This is a genomic window from Bacillus sp. BS98, assembly GCF_008432245.1.
Lineage (GTDB): Bacteria > Bacillota > Bacilli > Bacillales > Bacillaceae_G > Bacillus_A > Bacillus_A toyonensis.
On sequence record NZ_CP043830.1, the window covers coordinates 501,794 to 518,909 of the forward strand.

Annotated in this window: 17 protein-coding genes and 1 pseudogene; 11 read left to right on the forward strand and 7 right to left on the reverse strand. The window is 35.5% G+C overall.

Going from position 1 to position 17,116, the window contains the following annotated elements:
* Positions 1 to 11: 11 nt before the first annotated feature.
* The 8 genes and pseudogenes from F0362_RS02595 (at position 12) to F0362_RS02630 (ending at position 10,262) form a co-directional block, all read left to right on the forward strand.
* Positions 12 to 1,559 (forward strand): glycosyltransferase family 2 protein, encoded by a 1,548-nt coding sequence (locus F0362_RS02595; protein WP_033659339.1) that lies wholly within the window; start codon positions 12 to 14, stop codon positions 1,557 to 1,559.
* Positions 1,549 to 2,793 (forward strand): nucleotide sugar dehydrogenase, encoded by a 1,245-nt coding sequence (locus tag F0362_RS02600; RefSeq protein WP_000994258.1) that lies wholly within the window; start codon positions 1,549 to 1,551, stop codon positions 2,791 to 2,793. Before F0362_RS02595 ends, F0362_RS02600 begins: the two co-directional genes overlap by 11 nt.
* Complete coding sequence (locus tag F0362_RS02605) at positions 2,790 to 3,755, forward strand: NAD-dependent epimerase/dehydratase family protein (protein ID WP_000037048.1); 966 nt, start codon at positions 2,790 to 2,792, stop codon at positions 3,753 to 3,755. The genes F0362_RS02600 and F0362_RS02605 overlap by 4 nt, the downstream gene beginning before the upstream one ends.
* The gene (locus tag F0362_RS02610) at positions 3,748 to 5,292 is read left to right on the forward strand and encodes a glycosyltransferase family 2 protein (protein ID WP_149889632.1); all 1,545 of its coding nucleotides are present in this window, start codon (positions 3,748 to 3,750) and stop codon (positions 5,290 to 5,292) included. The genes F0362_RS02605 and F0362_RS02610 overlap by 8 nt, the downstream gene beginning before the upstream one ends.
* A pseudogene (locus tag F0362_RS30780) lies at positions 5,261 to 5,480 on the forward strand (hypothetical protein). The gene F0362_RS02610 and the pseudogene F0362_RS30780 overlap by 32 nt, the downstream one beginning before the upstream one ends.
* Positions 5,481 to 5,632: 152 nt before the next feature.
* Entirely contained in the window at positions 5,633 to 7,882 is a 2,250-nt protein-coding gene (gene pflB, locus F0362_RS02620; RefSeq protein WP_000192130.1) for a formate C-acetyltransferase, read from the forward strand.
* A gap of 69 nt (positions 7,883 to 7,951) precedes the next feature.
* Positions 7,952 to 8,683, forward strand: coding sequence for a pyruvate formate-lyase-activating protein (gene pflA, locus F0362_RS02625; protein WP_000238486.1), 732 nt, complete (start codon positions 7,952 to 7,954; stop codon positions 8,681 to 8,683).
* A gap of 412 nt (positions 8,684 to 9,095) precedes the next feature.
* Complete coding sequence (locus F0362_RS02630) at positions 9,096 to 10,262, forward strand: diglucosyl diacylglycerol synthase (RefSeq protein WP_000594698.1); 1,167 nt, start codon at positions 9,096 to 9,098, stop codon at positions 10,260 to 10,262.
* Between the two features lie 459 nt (positions 10,263 to 10,721).
* Here the strand turns inward: F0362_RS02630 and F0362_RS02635 are convergent, their stop codons facing one another.
* From F0362_RS02635 to F0362_RS02650, 4 genes are all read right to left on the reverse strand, one after another.
* On the reverse strand, positions 10,722 to 10,841 hold the full coding sequence (locus tag F0362_RS02635) for a YfhE family protein (RefSeq protein WP_000358484.1): 120 nt from the start codon (positions 10,839 to 10,841) through the stop codon (positions 10,722 to 10,724).
* Positions 10,842 to 10,951: 110 nt separating this feature from the next.
* Complete coding sequence (locus F0362_RS02640) at positions 10,952 to 11,509, reverse strand: GNAT family N-acetyltransferase (protein WP_000914740.1); 558 nt, start codon at positions 11,507 to 11,509, stop codon at positions 10,952 to 10,954.
* Between the two features lie 241 nt (positions 11,510 to 11,750).
* Positions 11,751 to 12,881: an amidohydrolase gene (locus F0362_RS02645; RefSeq protein ID WP_000698290.1), complete on the reverse strand. Its 1,131-nt coding sequence runs from the start codon at positions 12,879 to 12,881 to the stop codon at positions 11,751 to 11,753.
* Positions 12,882 to 13,023: 142 nt separating this feature from the next.
* On the reverse strand, positions 13,024 to 13,929 hold the full coding sequence (locus F0362_RS02650) for a TIGR01777 family oxidoreductase (protein WP_149889633.1): 906 nt from the start codon (positions 13,927 to 13,929) through the stop codon (positions 13,024 to 13,026).
* 81 nt (positions 13,930 to 14,010) lie between these two features.
* Here F0362_RS02650 and recX point away from each other — a divergent pair, with 81 nt between their 5' ends.
* Complete coding sequence (gene recX, locus F0362_RS02655) at positions 14,011 to 14,823, forward strand: recombination regulator RecX (protein WP_000268509.1); 813 nt, start codon at positions 14,011 to 14,013, stop codon at positions 14,821 to 14,823.
* Between the two features lie 13 nt (positions 14,824 to 14,836).
* A complete protein-coding gene (locus tag F0362_RS02660; RefSeq protein WP_001057020.1) occupies positions 14,837 to 15,154 on the forward strand; it encodes a YfhH family protein in 318 nt (105 codons plus the stop codon).
* A gap of 64 nt (positions 15,155 to 15,218) precedes the next feature.
* Here F0362_RS02660 and F0362_RS02665 read toward each other — a convergent pair whose 3' ends face one another.
* Together F0362_RS02665 and F0362_RS02670 are read right to left on the reverse strand one after the other, a co-directional pair.
* Positions 15,219 to 15,371 (reverse strand): YpzG family protein, encoded by a 153-nt coding sequence (locus F0362_RS02665; RefSeq protein ID WP_000122093.1) that lies wholly within the window; start codon positions 15,369 to 15,371, stop codon positions 15,219 to 15,221.
* 46 nt (positions 15,372 to 15,417) lie between these two features.
* Complete coding sequence (locus tag F0362_RS02670; protein ID WP_000517891.1) at positions 15,418 to 15,576, reverse strand: small, acid-soluble spore protein K; 159 nt, start codon at positions 15,574 to 15,576, stop codon at positions 15,418 to 15,420.
* A gap of 122 nt (positions 15,577 to 15,698) precedes the next feature.
* On the opposite strand from F0362_RS02670, the gene F0362_RS02675 reads away from it, so the two are divergent.
* Positions 15,699 to 15,965: a YfhJ family protein gene (locus F0362_RS02675; RefSeq protein ID WP_000998161.1), complete on the forward strand. Its 267-nt coding sequence runs from the start codon at positions 15,699 to 15,701 to the stop codon at positions 15,963 to 15,965.
* 23 nt (positions 15,966 to 15,988) lie between these two features.
* On the opposite strand, the gene F0362_RS02680 is transcribed toward F0362_RS02675, so the two are convergent.
* Positions 15,989 to 16,969 (reverse strand): metal-dependent hydrolase, encoded by a 981-nt coding sequence (locus F0362_RS02680; protein WP_000379139.1) that lies wholly within the window; start codon positions 16,967 to 16,969, stop codon positions 15,989 to 15,991.
* Positions 16,970 to 17,116 lie beyond the last annotated feature (147 nt).

Below are 17,116 nucleotides of genomic sequence, written 5' to 3' on the forward strand. Positions count from 1 at the left end.
GTGATACAAGTATGAGAGTATCAGTTGTTATTCCGGCGCATAATGAAGCAAGTACGTTATCTCAAGTTTTAGTAGAAGTGGAGAAGCTGAAGCCGTATGAAATTATCGTAGTAGATAATGGATCGACAGATGGGACGAAAGAAATAGCAATACAACATCATTGTCATGTGATTTATTATAAACATTCTCTTGGCAATGATGTGGGACGGGCAATTGGAGCAAGAGAAGCAAAAGGTGAAATTGTCTTGTTTTTAGATGGTGACATCGTTATTGAGAGTAAAGAGTTACAATGTTTCGTGAAAGGGATTCGGCAGGGGCACCAAATTGTTGTGAATAATTTAACATGGTCGGTTTATTTAAAGATGAGACCACATTATACGACAGTTGGAAAATTCATGCTGAATCGCTATTTGAATAAAAAGGAGCTTGTTGTTGGATCTTTAATCGCAATTCCACATGCGATGAGTAGGGAAGTTATTGAGAAACTTGGGTGGTGGAATTTAGCAGATCCAGCATTATTTCAAGCGATGGCGATGTCTAGAGGAGTAGATATTGTCGATATGGCTTCGGTCGATGTAATTCATACAAATAAGGTTCGTCCTGTGCATACGGGAACATCACCTGGTTCTCCTTATCCGAAAGCGACTAGTCGTATTATGGGTGATCATTTACGTGCTTTGCAATATGTAATTGAAATATATGGTAAACGCGGTGGTTTTTCGGAGGGAAACAGAGATAGAGAGTTTATAGGGAAATATAAACCAGCTGTATTAAAGAAGGAAAAAGCGAAATATAGTGCGATTATACCAGTGTCAGAAGAAAAGATGACTATAAAATCTGTTATACAAGAAGTGAAAAAAGCAGGAGTAGATGAAATTATTGTTGTTGCGAATGGAGCGGATATCGAGACTATTAAACAGGCACAGCTAGAGAATGTTATTGTTGTTGAATTCGGGGAGGCGCTTGGACATAATGTAGCGCGAGCGATAGGAGCCATGCATGCTACAGCTGATATTTGTTTATTTGTTGATGGTGATTTTGCTATTCCGGCAAAAAAACTAACTCCCTTTTTGCATGCTATTGAAGATGGGAGTGATATGGCATTAAATGATTTGCAATGTTTATTAGATATGTTTCATCCCGCGGATCCAATTAGTATGGGAAAATACTTTGTAAATTTAGTAGCGAAACGACCAGATTTATGGAATAACTCACTAACGGCAGTGCCACATGCTATGCATAAGAAGGTAATAGATAAAATTGGATATGACTCTCTCATTATCCCGCCATTAGCTCAAATGAAAGCTATTTTGGAGGGATTCTCTATTACAGCAGTACAATTTGTAGATGTTATAAAAACAAATCGAGTACGCCCAGAGCAACATGGATTTGTTAATGGACGTATTCCAGCATTTGACCGTATTTTCGGTGATCAACTTGAGGCGATTGCTTATCTATTACAATATACAGACGAACGCGGGAGTTTTACAGATGGAGAACGGGATAGAGATATTATTCAACAATTGAGAAAGGAAGAAAAGAATACAGATGAATGCTAGTAGTAAAGTAGCTATTATTGGATTAGGGTATGTTGGTCTTCCTTTAGCGGTCCATTTCGCAGAAAGAGGACATACAGTACTTGGACTAGATAAAGATACTAGGAAAATAGAATCGATTATAAAAGGAGAAAGTTATATTCCAGATGTTTCTTCTAAAGAGTTACAAAGTTTATTAACTAAAAAAAGCTTACTAGTAAATACACCAGATAAAGGTGTTACTGAGTTCCAAAAGAGTGATTATGTTATTGTTACTGTCCCGACTCCAATTAATGAGCAAAGAGAACCGGATTTAAGTGCTCTCATTTCAGCTTCGCATTATATACAACAAAACCTTCAAAAAGGACAAACCTTCATTTTTGAAAGCTCCACATATCCAGGTACACTTGAGGAAGTTATCATTCCTATTATTTCTCAAACTGGTAAAAAGGTAGGAGTGGATTATTATATTGGTTATTCACCGGAGAGAATTGATCCGGCAAATAGTCAATATTCAGTTCAATCGATTCCAAAGGTTATTAGTGGACAAACAGAACAATGTAAACAAAAGGTACAGGATTTGTATAGCACTATCTTCGATGTAGTTGTTCCTGTTAGTTCTCCAAAAGTAGCGGAGATGTGTAAGCTATTTGAAAATATTCAGCGCTTAGTTAACATTTCGTTAGTAAATGAGTTAAATATGCTATGTGAAAGTTTGAATATTAATTTTTATGAGGCGCTTGAAGCTGCATCTACAAAACCGTTTGGATTTACTCCGTATTGGCCAGGACCAGGAATAGGAGGACATTGTATTCCTGTAGATCCTTTATATTTTCAATGGAGAATAAAGAAAAATGGGGCTATTAGTCAATTAATTGAGGCGGCGCATGTAATTAATGAAGAAATGCCAGAGAAAATAGTCGGAAAGGTAAAAGGCATGGTGCAATCACCCGCAACGGTTTTAATTGTAGGGATTGCGTATAAGAAAGATGTAAATGATTTGAGAGAATCACCAGCATTGCCAATTATTCAATTACTAATAAAAGAAGGATACGAGATAGAATACCATGATCCATATATTTCTTCTGCGGAAATTGGAGATAGGGTGTATCAATCTGTTTCCTTGGATGAACAAAAGGTTAAACAAGCAGATTGTATATTAATTTTAACTGATCACTCTAATATCGATTGGGAGCTTTTTAAAAGAATAAAGCGAGTAATCGATACACGTGGAATTATAAAGAAGGTGAGTGCATGAGTAAGAAATGTTTAATTACAGGTGGAGCAGGATTTATTGGATCACATCTAGCTGAAGAATTAGTGAAAAGAGGTTATGGAGTCACAATTGTGGATAACTTCTATAAAGGGAAAAATAAATATCATAATGAGTTAATGAAAGAGATTCCAGTTATTCCAATCAGTGTTTTAGACAAAAAGGCAATCGATGAATTAGTAAATCAACACGAGGTAGTATTCCATTTGGCAGCAATATTAGGTGTTAAAACGACAATGGAAAAAAGTATAGAACTCATTGAAACAAATTTTGATGGAACGAGAAACATTTTACAAGCAGCATTAAAAGGCAAGAAAAAAGTAGTCTTTGCGTCTACTTCAGAAGTATATGGTAAGGGCAAGCCACCTTTCTCTGAAGAAGGAGATCGATTATACGGGGCAACTTCTAAAATACGCTGGAGTTATGCAGTTTGTAAAACGTTAGAAGAGACATTATGTTTAGGATACGCATTAGAAGGTTTGCCGGTAACGATTGTTCGTTATTTTAATATTTATGGTCCAAGAGCGAAAGATGGTCCGTATGCAGGGGTAATCCCACGATTTATCCGGGCGGCTTTGCAAGGTGAAGACATTCTCGTATATGGCGATGGAAAGCAGACACGTTGCTTTACGTACGTAAGTGATGCAGTAGAGGCAACGATTCGAGCAATGGATGAGAATGTAAATGGTGAGATTATTAATATAGGTTCTGAGAATGAAAAAAATATTAAAGAAGTAGCAGAAGTAATCAAAAAACTAACAAATTCTTCTTCAAAAATTGTACAAGTTCCTTTTGAAAAAGTATATCCACATGGTTTTGAGGAAATTCCAAATAGAAGACCAGACGTAACAAAATTAAGAGAACTTGTTCAATTTCAAGCGACAATAACGTGGGAACAAGGATTGAAAGAAACTATTAAATGGTTTCGTGAAGAAAACAATGGCTAAGTCATTATCGGTTATTATTCCCGTATGTAATGAAGTGGATACGATTTCAGACGTGATTAAATCGGTAAAGCCATTCAATCCAGTAGAGATTATTGTAGTAGCTAATGGTTGTAATGATGGTACAGAAGGGGTTGCTGAGAGTTTAGGATGTAGAGTAATTCAGAATAAAGAGTCACTTGGTAACGACGTTGGCCGCGCAGTTGGTGCAAAACATGCGATAGGTGATGTATTACTGTTTATAGATGGAGATTTCGCTATTCAAACTTCAAAATTGCAATTATTTCTTAATCCGATTTTACATGATCAGGCTGACATCGTTTTAAATAATTTGGATGCATTATTTTTTAAAAAACAAAAACCACATTCCGTTACAGTATGGCGCCAAATATTAAATGCAATGTTAGAGCGCGAAGAATTAAAAATGGATTCTTTATTATCTGTACCTCATGCGTTGACGAAAGAAGTCGTTCAAAGTATTGGATATGAATGTTTTGTTAATCCTATTGTAGCTCATTTACGCTTAGCGCAAAGTAAATGGAAAATTAGTCGTCATTGTGCAATTGACGTTATTACGCCGAATAAATTTCGGCCACTCGAGCATGCAGCATATGGCACAGATCTTGCACAAGCTGAAAAACGAATGATAGGTGACCATATAGAAGCTGTAGCGGAGCGGATAATAGGCAGCGATGAGCGTGGAGGATATTATGATGGAAATCGGAAAAGAGAGAGTGTCTATCATACTTTAAATTTTGAAGATTTTTATCAAGGATGGGGCGTTACATCTAATTTGTATAAAGGAAAGCAATTATCGGTAATTATTCCTGTACAAGATGAAGAGAAAACAATTGGAAACGTTATAGAGGAGCTTCGTAAAATTGAACCTTTTGAAATCATCGTTGTTGTAAATGGTTCGTCAGATAAAACGGCAACAATTGCAAAAGAAAAAGGAGCAACAACAATTATATATAAAGAAGCACTCGGAAACGATGTGGGGCGTTCGCTTGGAACTTATTTTGCAAAAGGAGAAATTGTGTTATTTATAGACGGTGATTTTGTTATTCCAGCTAGTGAGCTATATCCTTTTGCAAAAGCTATTGCAGATGGGCAAGATGTCGCATTAAATGATCTAAATCATTATTTAGATTTAAGAGTACCACTTCATCTCGTAACTGCATTTAAATATGCGTTAAATTTAGCTTGTGATAGAAAAGATTTAGGAGTAGGCTCTCTTATTGCCGTACCTAATGCATTTAGTAAGACGTGTTTGAAAGCAATAGGATATAGATCTTTACTGTCACCTTGTGTAGCGCAAGTGAAAGCTGTTCTTTCAGGATTCGAAATTGCATGTGTCAGTCGTGTTGAGGTCGATAAAATGAACCGTATTCGTCCCAGTGAACATTTTGCAAAAATAGGACATCCTCCAGCTGTACTTCGAATTATTGGTGATCATATGGAAGGATTAGAGCAATTAATTGCATTAAAGGGCAGTCGGGGTGGATTCTATGATGGAAATAGAAAAAGAGATGTTTTATAGGTAACAAAAAAAGTGTACAACATATGTACACTTTTTTGTTCCGTTATAAAAACTATAACAGATTAGGAGATAAGAGTATTACAGCTCTACAATGGGTATTGTTCTTATATTACAAAATAGGACTCGTATATAAGGATACCAAAAAAATACAATTAAAGAAAGGGTTAATTATAAAGACTTTTGAGTGAAGTTAACACTATGCATACAGTAGTTTGCTCAATATTTCACAAACATGTCACAACTATTTCGTTCACTTTCGCAAAAAAGTAGTATTCTAAGTGTGTAAGCTGTTATATAAAAAATCTTATTCCTGTACTAATCAAAAATGGAGGAGATTAGGATGACTCAAATATTAGAAAATGTAAAAAACGCATGGGAAAACTTTAAAGGTGAAAAATGGAAAGCAGAGATTGATGTTCGCGATTTCATTTTAAATAATGTAAACGTTTTCGAAGGGGACGAATCTTTCTTAGCGGGAGCAACTGAAGCAACGAAAACACTTTGGGATCAAGTAATGGATTTAACAACAAAAGAACGTGAAAACGGTGGCGTTCTTGATATGGATACAAAAATTGTTTCTTCTATTACATCACATGAACCAGGATATTTAAATAAAGATATTGAAAAAGTAGTCGGTTTCCAAACTGATAAGCCATTTAAACGTTCATTACAACCATATGGTGGTATTCGTATGGCGGAACAAGCCTGTGAATCTTATGGATACGAAATGGATAAAGAACTTAGTAAGATTTTCAGAGACTGGCGTAAAACTCATAATCAAGGTGTATTTGATGCATATACACCAGAAATGAAAGCGGCTCGTAAATCAGGTGTTATTACTGGTCTTCCAGATGCATATGGACGTGGACGTATTATCGGTGATTACCGCCGAGTAGCGCTATATGGTATAGATCATTTAATTGAAGCGAAAAAAGCTGATTTTAATTTAACTGGTGGTGTAATGAGCGAAGAGACGATGCGTTTACGCGAAGAGTTATCTGAGCAAATGCGTGCACTTCAAGAATTAAAACAAATGGCTTCTTCTCATGGTTTTGATATTTCTAAACCAGCAACAAATACACAAGAAGCTTTCCAATGGTTATACTTCGCATATCTTGCAGCGATTAAAGAGCAAAACGGAGCTGCAATGAGTCTTGGACGTACTTCTACATTCTTAGATATTTACATTGAAAGAGATTTAGAAAATGGTACTTTAACAGAAGAAGAAGTACAAGAAATCGTGGATCACTTCATTATGAAATTACGTCTTGTGAAATTCGCAAGAACACCTGATTATAATGAATTATTCTCTGGTGACCCAACTTGGGTAACTGAATCTATCGGTGGTATGGCTTTAGATGGTCGTCCATTAGTAACAAAGAACTCATTCCGTTTCTTGCATACATTAGATAATTTAGGACCAGCTCCAGAACCAAACTTAACAGTTCTTTGGTCTAAACAATTACCAGAGAACTTTAAAAACTACTGTGCAAAAATGTCTATTAAAACATCAGCAATTCAATATGAAAATGATGACATTATGCGTGCTGACTACGGTGATGACTACGGTATTGCTTGTTGTGTATCTGCAATGAGAATCGGTAAACAAATGCAGTTCTTCGGCGCACGTGCAAACTTAGCGAAAGCATTACTATATGCGATTAACGGCGGTAAAGATGAAAAATCTAAAGCTCAAGTTGGCCCTGAGTACGCACAAATTACTTCTGAAGTATTAGATTATGAAGAAGTTATGCATAAGTTTGATATGACAATGGAATGGTTAGCAGGTCTATATTTAAATACATTAAACGTTATCCACTATATGCACGATAAATATAGCTACGAGCGTATTGAAATGGCGCTTCATGATACAAATGTTCTTCGTACAATGGCGACAGGTATCGCAGGATTGTCTGTAGTAGCAGACTCATTAAGTGCAATTAAATACGGAAAAGTAAAACCAATTCGTGATGAAAATGGTATTGCAGTTGACTTTGAAATTGAAGGTGATTTCCCTAAATATGGTAACAATGATGATCGTGTAGATGAAATCGCAGTAAATCTTGTGAAAACATTTATGAATAAACTTCGTAAGCATAAAACATACAGAAATTCTGTTCATACAATGTCAATCTTAACAATTACATCTAACGTCGTATACGGTAAGAAAACTGGTAATACTCCAGATGGCCGTCGTACTGGAGAACCATTTGCACCGGGCGCAAACCCAATGCATGGTCGTGATACAAAAGGTGCATTAGCATCACTATTATCTGTAGCTAAATTACCATATGAAGATGCACAAGATGGTATTTCCAATACATTCTCTATTATTCCAAAAGCACTTGGTAAAGAAGATGATGTACAAGTACGCAACTTAGTATCTATGCTTGATGGTTATGCAATAAAAGAAGGACATCACTTAAATATTAACGTATTTAATCGTGAAACATTAATGGATGCAATGGAGCACCCTGAAAAATATCCACAATTAACAATTCGTGTATCTGGTTACGCTGTTAACTTTATTAAATTAACTCGTGAACAACAAATTGATGTAATTAACCGTACAATGCATGAAAGCATGTAAGTGAAAAAAGTGTCCCTCCGCTTTTAATATGTAGTGGAGGGAGGCTGTTTCAATAAAGGAGGAAGTAACATGGTAAAAGGAAGAATACATTCTGTAGAGTCTTGTGGTACTGTTGATGGCCCAGGGATTCGTTATGTCATATTTACACAAGGGTGTTTATTACGTTGTCAATATTGCCATAATGCTGATACGTGGGAGATCGGTAAAGGAAAAGAAATAACAGTTGAAGAAGTAATGCAGGATGTGACATGTTACCTTCCATTTATTGAAGCTTCTGGAGGCGGTATAACAGTTAGTGGTGGAGAACCATTATTACAGTTAGATTTCTTAATTGAATTATTTAAGAAATGTAAGGAAGTTGGAATTCATACAACAATTGATTCTTCTGGAGGTTGTTATTCTGAAGAGCCAGAATTCCAGCAAAAGTTGGATAAATTAATGGATTATACAGATTTAGTTTTATTGGATTTGAAACATATTGATTCAAAGAAACATCGTAAATTAACAGGGAAATCAAATGAACATATTTTACAATTTGCTCGTTATTTATCGGATAAGAATAAACCGATTTGGGTACGACATGTATTAGTTCCAGGTGTTACTGATAATGAAGAGGATCTGCAAAAATTATCTAGCTTTATTCAAAGTCTGTCTAATGTTCAGAAAGTTGAAGTGCTACCATATCATAAGCTTGGTGTATATAAATGGGAGGCGCTTGGGCATAAATATCCACTCGCAAATGTAGAACCACCTACGGAAAAAAATGTAGAACAAGCGAGACATATTTTAAAAGCAGTCTAATCCAAATATTGGATTAGACTTTTTGCTTTCTTTACAATAAAACCTAGAGTATATATATAGAAAAGAGTATACTGAAAAAAGAATATCCATATTTTTGTAAGGAATAAGTGGAGAAATTTACATAATTGTAAAGGGAAATCAAAATAGTAAAAAGAATTAAGAAGTAAAAGAGTGAGTATCATGGAATAGAGAACATTTGTAAGTTATTGCGAAAGCTCTTATAGGAAAGTATAATGTAAAGATATGAGCACGGATAGGATTAAGGGGTCAATCTTATATGCTTTGCATATCCACGACAGGTACATAGCTAACAGGGGAATATTGGAATCCAAGTATGTAATGTTTAAGGAAAATGTTTTTCCTATTGTCGTATATGCAATATGGAGAAACAAAAAGCTAGGAGTGGATTTGTTTGATAAAAAACCCCAAGGTTTTAATTTTAACTGCACATTACGGTAATGGTCATGTGCAAGTAGCGAAAACATTAGAACAAACATTTCGCCAAAAAGGAATTGAAAATGTAATTGTATGCGACTTGTTTGGAGAATCACATCCATTTATAACTGACATTACAAAATATTTATATTTAAAAAGTTATACAATAGGAAAAGAATTATATCGTTTGTTTTATTACGGGGTAGAAAAAATTTATGATAAAAAAATAGCATCTTGGTACGCAAATTTTGGAAGGAAACGTTTGAAATCACTTTTACAAGTGGAGAAACCGGATATCGTTATTAATACCTTTCCAATCATAGCTGTACCTGAGTTGAAAAAGCAAACAGGTATTTCAATCCCTGTTTATAATGTGTTGACGGATTTTTGTGTGCATAAAATATGGATTCATCGTGAAGTAGATCGTTATTTTGTAGCAACTGATCACGTGAAAAAGGTGATGGTTGATATTGGTGTACCTGCGGAACAAATTGTTGAAACTGGAATTCCAATTCGTAATAGTTTTGAGCTAAAGATAAATCAAGACATTATATATAATAAGTATCAGTTATGTAAGAATAAAAAGATTTTACTAATTGTAGCAGGTGCTCATGGGGTACTAGGAAGTGTAAAAGAACTATGCCAGTCATTTATGGCCGTACCTAATTTACAAGTAGTTGTCGTTTGCGGAAAAAATGAAGCTTTAAAACAGGATTTATTAGGATTACAGGAACAAAATTCGGATGCTTTAAAAGTATTTGGTTATGTTGAAAACATTGATGAGTTATTCCGTGTTACTTCTTGTATGATTACGAAGCCAGGTGGTATTACATTAAGCGAAGCAGCAGCATTACAAGTACCTGTCATTTTATATAAGCCTGTCCCAGGACAAGAAAATGAAAATGCGTTGTATTTTGAAAAAAAAGGAGCTGCAGTTGTAATCCGTGATGACAGTGAGGTTTTTGCAAAAACAGAGGCGTTATTACAAGATGATATGAAGCTTCTCCAAATGAAAGAAGCAATGAAAAATATTTATCGTCCTGAACCGGCATGTCATATCGTGGATACAATTTTGGAAGAAAATCATGCAGAGCCGAATCATATACCTATGAAATCACCTGCTCTTGCAGAATCATTTACTTAATATGTAACCCTCTTTTATATGTTTAAAGAGGGTTCCTTTTATTGTAAAGATTCCTTTATCCGGCTATTTGAGGGAAGTAAGACTCCCATCTCGAAATTGGGCGAATGCGAGGAAGTTAGGTGGGAGATAGCTTCCCGTAAAAGCCTTCACTTTATCCACAAAGGGATGCGCTTTCATTAGACGGTAAAGTCGGAATATTAACAACTATATCCACATCGTCCACAATTTTTAGAAAAATATCCACAATTCCAGTAGTTGATATGTGCGAAAATATATAAAAATATCAAAGTTTTTAGAAAAATATTCACAATCATATCGATGTTGTGGATAAAGTTGTCCACAACAAAAGAGTTCCCTTATGTATAAGGGAACTCTTTTAGGTTATTTCTGTCAGTCGGGAAAATTATGTAATGAAAATGAATAATTAGGGGGGAAAACTTCTAATTATTCATTTTCACTTTAAATACTTTTTGAGCGATATCCCGCTGCACGATCTGCTTTTCGAAATTCTCGTTGATATAGAACTTCTTGTGTACTAGATAATGTATTTTTCGCTTTGTCACGTTTCTTTTTATCCATTACAAATCACCTCGTGTCCTAAAGTCACTATCTATCGTTTCCAAAGACATGGGGTGATATACATATATGCCAAACGGTTAATGATTAATTATTATTTCTAAAAATTTAGATTACGCTTCTTTTAAGTGGTGGGCGTCTTGGAATGTTGTATCACGCATTGTTGCAAGTGTATATTGATCTTTTGGAATTTCATATAGATTATATACTTCTTCATTTACGTTAATTTCATCATAAACGGCTTTTCTCGTTTCGTTTGCTAGATTCACATATTGTAGTTTTTCGGCAGCTTTAATAGAACGAATATTTATTTTGCGAATACGCATAAAGATGGTTTCAATATCTAACTCATAGAAAAGTTCGCTAAAAAATGAATCTTTCGCCAATTTATTATAGCCTTTGCCATGGTATGGTTTTCCAAGCCATGTTCCAAGGAATCCAGCTTTTTCTTGCACATCAAATAAAGTAATTGTTCCGATAGGGTTACCCCATTCATCTAAAATTGTGCGTGAAATTAACTCTCCACGCTCTTCGGCTTCAATGGTTTGTTTCGTTAAAAATAAATATTCCTCATAAGAATAAGCCTTTTGACGCACAAAAGGGAAGACAGCTGGATCCACCATTAACTCGTATAGAACGTGGCTGTCGTGTAAGTCGCGTTTTTTCAACACACTAACTCCTCCTCACACGAGGGTAGCATGACGAAAAAGCACCCCACCCTCGAAATTTTTATATCAATCTTTAAAAAATTTCGGGGTGGGAATCGAACCCACTAGAACCAGTTTATAACGCTGGTGGCGCACCATTTGCCTTCCCCATTCATCAATTTGAAAATGATAATCACGACACAAATTGATTATGGTTTCATTCAGTTTATAATCGTATAATACTTTATCTAGTCAAAAAAATAAACTAGTTTTTTTTATTTTTTTTGTAAATTATTTTTCCGTCAATCATAGTTAGTACAGGCTTGGCTAAATAATGGAAAGGATGATGTGTCCATAACACGAGATCAGCGTCTTTTCCAACCTCAATGCTTCCAATTCTATCCTCTAAACGCAAATTTCTCGCTGGAAATATAGTGATTCCTTCCAATGCAGTTTTCTCGTCTAATCCTTCCCTTACTGCGACAGCAGCACAAACATTTAAATATTGAATTGGTGTATAAGGGTGATCAGTTGTTATAGAAACTTCTACTCCATTTTTAGATAATATATGGTAAGTATCCCATGTTTTGTTTTTTAGTTCGATTTTAGACCGGCGTGTAAGAGTGGGACCAACTGAAACCTTTAAATTGTGTTTTGAAAGCTCTTCAACAATAAAGTGTCCTTCTGTACAATGCTCAATACGTAAATCAAGATTGAATTCTGTTGCAAAACGTAAAGCAGAACTAATATCGTCAGCACGGTGAGCGTGGATACGTACCGGTATTTCGCGGCGTAATGCTTTTAAAATAGGGAGCATTCGAAAATCAGCTTCATGCCCGTAGTGCTGTGCTTCATAGAATGATTCCCGAAGTAACCCCATAATGCCCATGCGTGTTATGGACTCTTTCGTTCCATTACTATGAACCTTTTTAGGGTTTTCTCCAAAGGCAATCTTTAAACCAGCAGGTTCTTGAATAATCATGTGATCAATACAAGTTCCAGCAGTTTTTATTACACAAGTAGTACCGCCGATAATATTTTGACTCCCAGGCATAACGTGAACAGTTGTGATCCCGTTTTGTACAGCGTCTTGAAATGCGATATCAAAAGGATGGATTCCGTCTAAAGAACGGATATGTGGTGTTGAAACTTCAGAGGTTTCGTTAGCGTCATTTCCAGCCCAACCAGTGCCTTCATCATAGAGACCAAGGTGAGTATGGACGTCAATAAATCCAGGTAAGAGATGAAGAGCTCGCGCATCTATAACGGTCATATCTTGAGTAGGCTGAATAGAAGGTTTGACCTCAGCAATTCGTTCTCCTATAACGAGTACATCACCTTGAAACTTGGGAGATGTAATAGGATACACAATGGCTTGTTTGAGCAATATTTTCATAGGTACCTCATTTCTGTTACTTTACAATATTAATGTGATTGAAGAAAAAGTAACTGAAAGGTTATTTGTGTAGTAATGCTCTGAATCCTAGAAAATGAAAGTTTTGAAAGGGAACCCCTTGTAAAACTGTGTTTTAGAAGTACTACATTGTATGCGAAAGTATATTTTGTAATGCATGGTCTATTGTCGGAAATGTGTATTGGTACCCATGTTCAATTGCTTTACTAGGTAATACATGTTGCCCTTCTAGTACAAGTATACTCATCTCACCCAATAAAGCGTGAAGCATAAATGAAGGGACAGGTAACCAATGAGGTTTTCTCATTATAGTTGCCATGGTTTCTCCAAATTCCTTCATTCTTATAGGTAACGGGGCTGTAATATTAAGAGGACCATTAATTTCTTCTTTGTGTATGATGAAATCAATCATGCGAACGACATCATCTATATGAATCCATGATAACCATTGATTTCCAGATCCAATTGTGCCTCCGATATAAAATTGATAGGGAAGTAGCATCTTTGGAAGAGCACCTCCGTCTGCACCTAATATGACTCCGAATCTTGCGTAGATTGTTCGTATTCCAAGAGAACGTGCTTTAGATGCTTCTTGTTCCCATGAATATACTGTATTTGCTAAAAAGTCATTTCCAGGAATCTCATGCTGTTCTGTAAAAGACTCAGTTTCAGACGTTCCATAGTATCCAATAGCACTTGCGTTAATAAATGTATTTGGCTTTGTACCAAGTGTTTGCAATTGTTTAATAAGTCCTTTTGTTGTTTGAATTCGACTGTTTAAAATGGATTCCTTTTGTTTCTTTGTCCACCTACTATTAATAGACTCTCCAGCTAGATTAATAACTACATCAATAGAAGAGAGGGGTAAGGTTTGTAAATCAGGTGTCCATCGTACATACTGAAGGTTAGGGTGGGAAGTTTCAGTAGTTTTGTTTCGAGTAAGAATGTAAACATTATATCCTTTTTGAATAAAAAAAGTAGAAAGGTATTTACCGATAAAGCCGGTACCACCAGAAATTGCGATTCTCACAATTATTTCCTCCTCATTATATATATTCTTGAAAAGCAAAAACGTTCCTTGACTATGTTAAAATAATAGAGAGGTGAGAGTATGGCTGTCATTACAAAAATAGAAGTGCAAAAACGATCGAAAGAGCGATTTAATATTTATATTGATAAAGGTCAAGGTGAAGAGTACGGATTTAGTGTGGATCAAGTAATCTTAATGAAACATGGATTACAAAAAGGTTTAGAAATTGATGAAATAGAGTTAGGCAATATTTTGTTCAATGAAGAGGTACAAAAAGCATATTTACAAGCAATCTCCTATTTATCCTATCAAATGAGAACGAAACAAGAAATAGAAGATTTTTTACGAAAAAAAGAAGTGGGACAGGCCATCATCTCTGAAGTCGTTTCGAAATTATTACATGACCGATATATTAATGATAAAGAGTATGCCATTTTATATACGCGAACGCAAAGTAATGTGAATCGAAAAGGTCCAACTGTTATAAAAAGAGAGCTGTTAAATAAAGGCGTTCAGGATCTAATCATTACACATAGTTTACAAGAGTATCCAAAGGAGAAGCAAATTGAAAATGCTTTGATTCTTGTAGAAAAAAAGAAAAAATCTTATCAAAAGCATTCATTTTTACAAATGAAGCTAAAGTTAGATGAAATGCTTGTTCGTAAAGGATATTCTAGAGATGTGATTCAAATTTGTTTGGAAGAATTGAAAGACGAAAAAGATGACGAAAAGCAACAAGAAGCGTTACACTATCATGGAAATAAATATTATGAGAAATATAAGAAGTATGATGGATGGACATTCGAAAATAAGATGAAACAAGCGTTATATCGAAAAGGATTTTCTATTGATGAAATAGAGATATTTTTACAAATGAAAAGTGAAGAGGGATGAGGGGAATAATAAGATGAATATGCCAAAACGCTACAGTGAAATGACACCGCATGAGCTTAGAGAAGAAATTGGCGCTTTAAAGGAGCAAGCAGTAAAGGCTGAGCAACTTGGAATTGTAAATGAATTCGATGTATTAATGAGAAAGATGGCCATGGCCCGTGCTTACATGACTGATATAAACAAATTCCATATTGGTGAGACATATGAATTAGTAGAAGAACCTGGTGTATTATTTAAAATTACGTACTTCAATGGGGTATTTGCTTGGGGTTATAAGCAAAATGATAATGAAGAGATTGGGATACCAATTTCCTTGTTGCAAGAAAAATAAAAACCAGAGAGCGAATATCTCTCTGGTTTTCATCTTTGGTAGGCGTTAAAGGAGATAGGAGATTCTAAAATTGGCGTTTTTTACATTCGTTGGCCAATATAATGAGAGACTGGGTTTGTTGCGTCTGTCCGTTAACTTGCGCTTTCGCATGTTTCGGACGAGTCCACGTATGGTTAAATAATTCAGAACGACTATCTAAACGATCACGGTAGCTCATCTTTATCACCTCGTGTAGGAAGTTAATTTTTTAGGCTGTACCTGTACTACTCTTCCTGCTGATTTGCAGCACGCATACGTTCTTGTGGGTGCGTGTTAATTGTGCCGTTAGGTCGTTTCGAAGCGAAGCGTGATTTCGCTTTCGGCTGACCGTCGATTTTGCTGTTGTTTTTTGACTCAGACCAAAATTCGGCTTGTTTACCCATTGCGAACGCCCTCCTCATCATCAGTTGATACCTCTTTAAGAAGTATCACTTATAGAATGTGCAAAATAGAAGAAACTATCCTTTAGAAATGAAGGGATAAATAGGTAAAAGGAGATTAGAACATGAATGATATTTATGAAGCATTAACGAAAGAATTATTAGACAAGAATGACAAGCTTTCTTACGGACAAGCTCGTGCGTGGGTTGAATTACTTTGGGAAGATTTTCAAACAACTTATGCGAAATCAGGTCGTTATCAAGGTGAGGAAATGACTGAGCAAGTAGTAAGAACATGGATTAATAATCATGGAGCGCGTCTTCATGAAATGCGTACAAATAATCCGAAATACAGCCATTTAATTAATCAAGAAGACCATTTAAAACATTAAAAAAGCGACTAAAGTCGCTTTTTTTAATGTGGAAGCAATTCCAGTTTCTTTCGAAGTTTTTCTTCGCTGAAAATCCATCCGGTATAAGAATTAATAATATTTAAATTTTGATCGAGCTGAACGATTGCAACGAATGGATAATAATCTTTACTTCGATAGCGCAAATCAATGAATCGAATTTCGTAATAGTTATCATAATCAAAAATATCCCAACGATATACAGGAGAGAAAGATAAGAAGGCCGAGATGTTTTCATCTTGTTTAGCAGCTCTCATAATAGCGTTATCTGGGAACGGTACCCGATCGAACTTATCGTATATCATAATGTTACCACGATGCCATCTCGCAACGTAGTAATAATCAGTCGTAACGACTGCTAAATGATAATGATAAAATCGATAAGAAGGAGAAATGATGATCTTCTCAACATGTTTGAAACGTTTGTGTACAACGCTTCTTATATTTCTATGCATCATAATCCGTCCGATATAGTAAACAATCATTAATATATATGCAGCTAAGGCTGTATATCCTTTATGGGAACCTACGAGCATGCAAGCAATCGCAAGTATATGGATAAAGAAAATCACAGTATCAAACGTATTAATTATGCCGAGTGCGACCCATTTTTTTGTGAAAGGCCGTAACGCTTGTGTACCGTAGGCATTGAAAATATCTACAAAGACGTGAAGAAAGACAGCTATAAATGACCAAAGTAGTAGATGAAGATATGGAGCGTCTGAAAAGAAGGCGAAAGAGATGCCGCTTATAAGGAATGACCAAAGAATTACTGCAGGAATGGAATGAGTAACCCCGCGATGATTTCTTATATATTTAGCGTTATTACGCAATTTTAAAACTGTATCGATGTCAGGAATATTGGAACCAGCAATTGTAGCGAGCATAACTGCTTGTGGTCCAATATCACTTTGCGCTATAGCTGGGTCTAATGTTGCCAAACTACCTAAAGTGACACCCATAACAAGGTGAGTGGCTGTGTCCATAGAAATCCACCTCCGTTTTTTATTAATGTAACTCTTTTTATTCGATACCTCAAGTCCTTTGCCTTCTATTTCCTATGTCATCTTACTTAAATTTTTTCCTAAAAATCTTTATAATAGTACGTATATGCAAAAAAATGAGGGGGATCA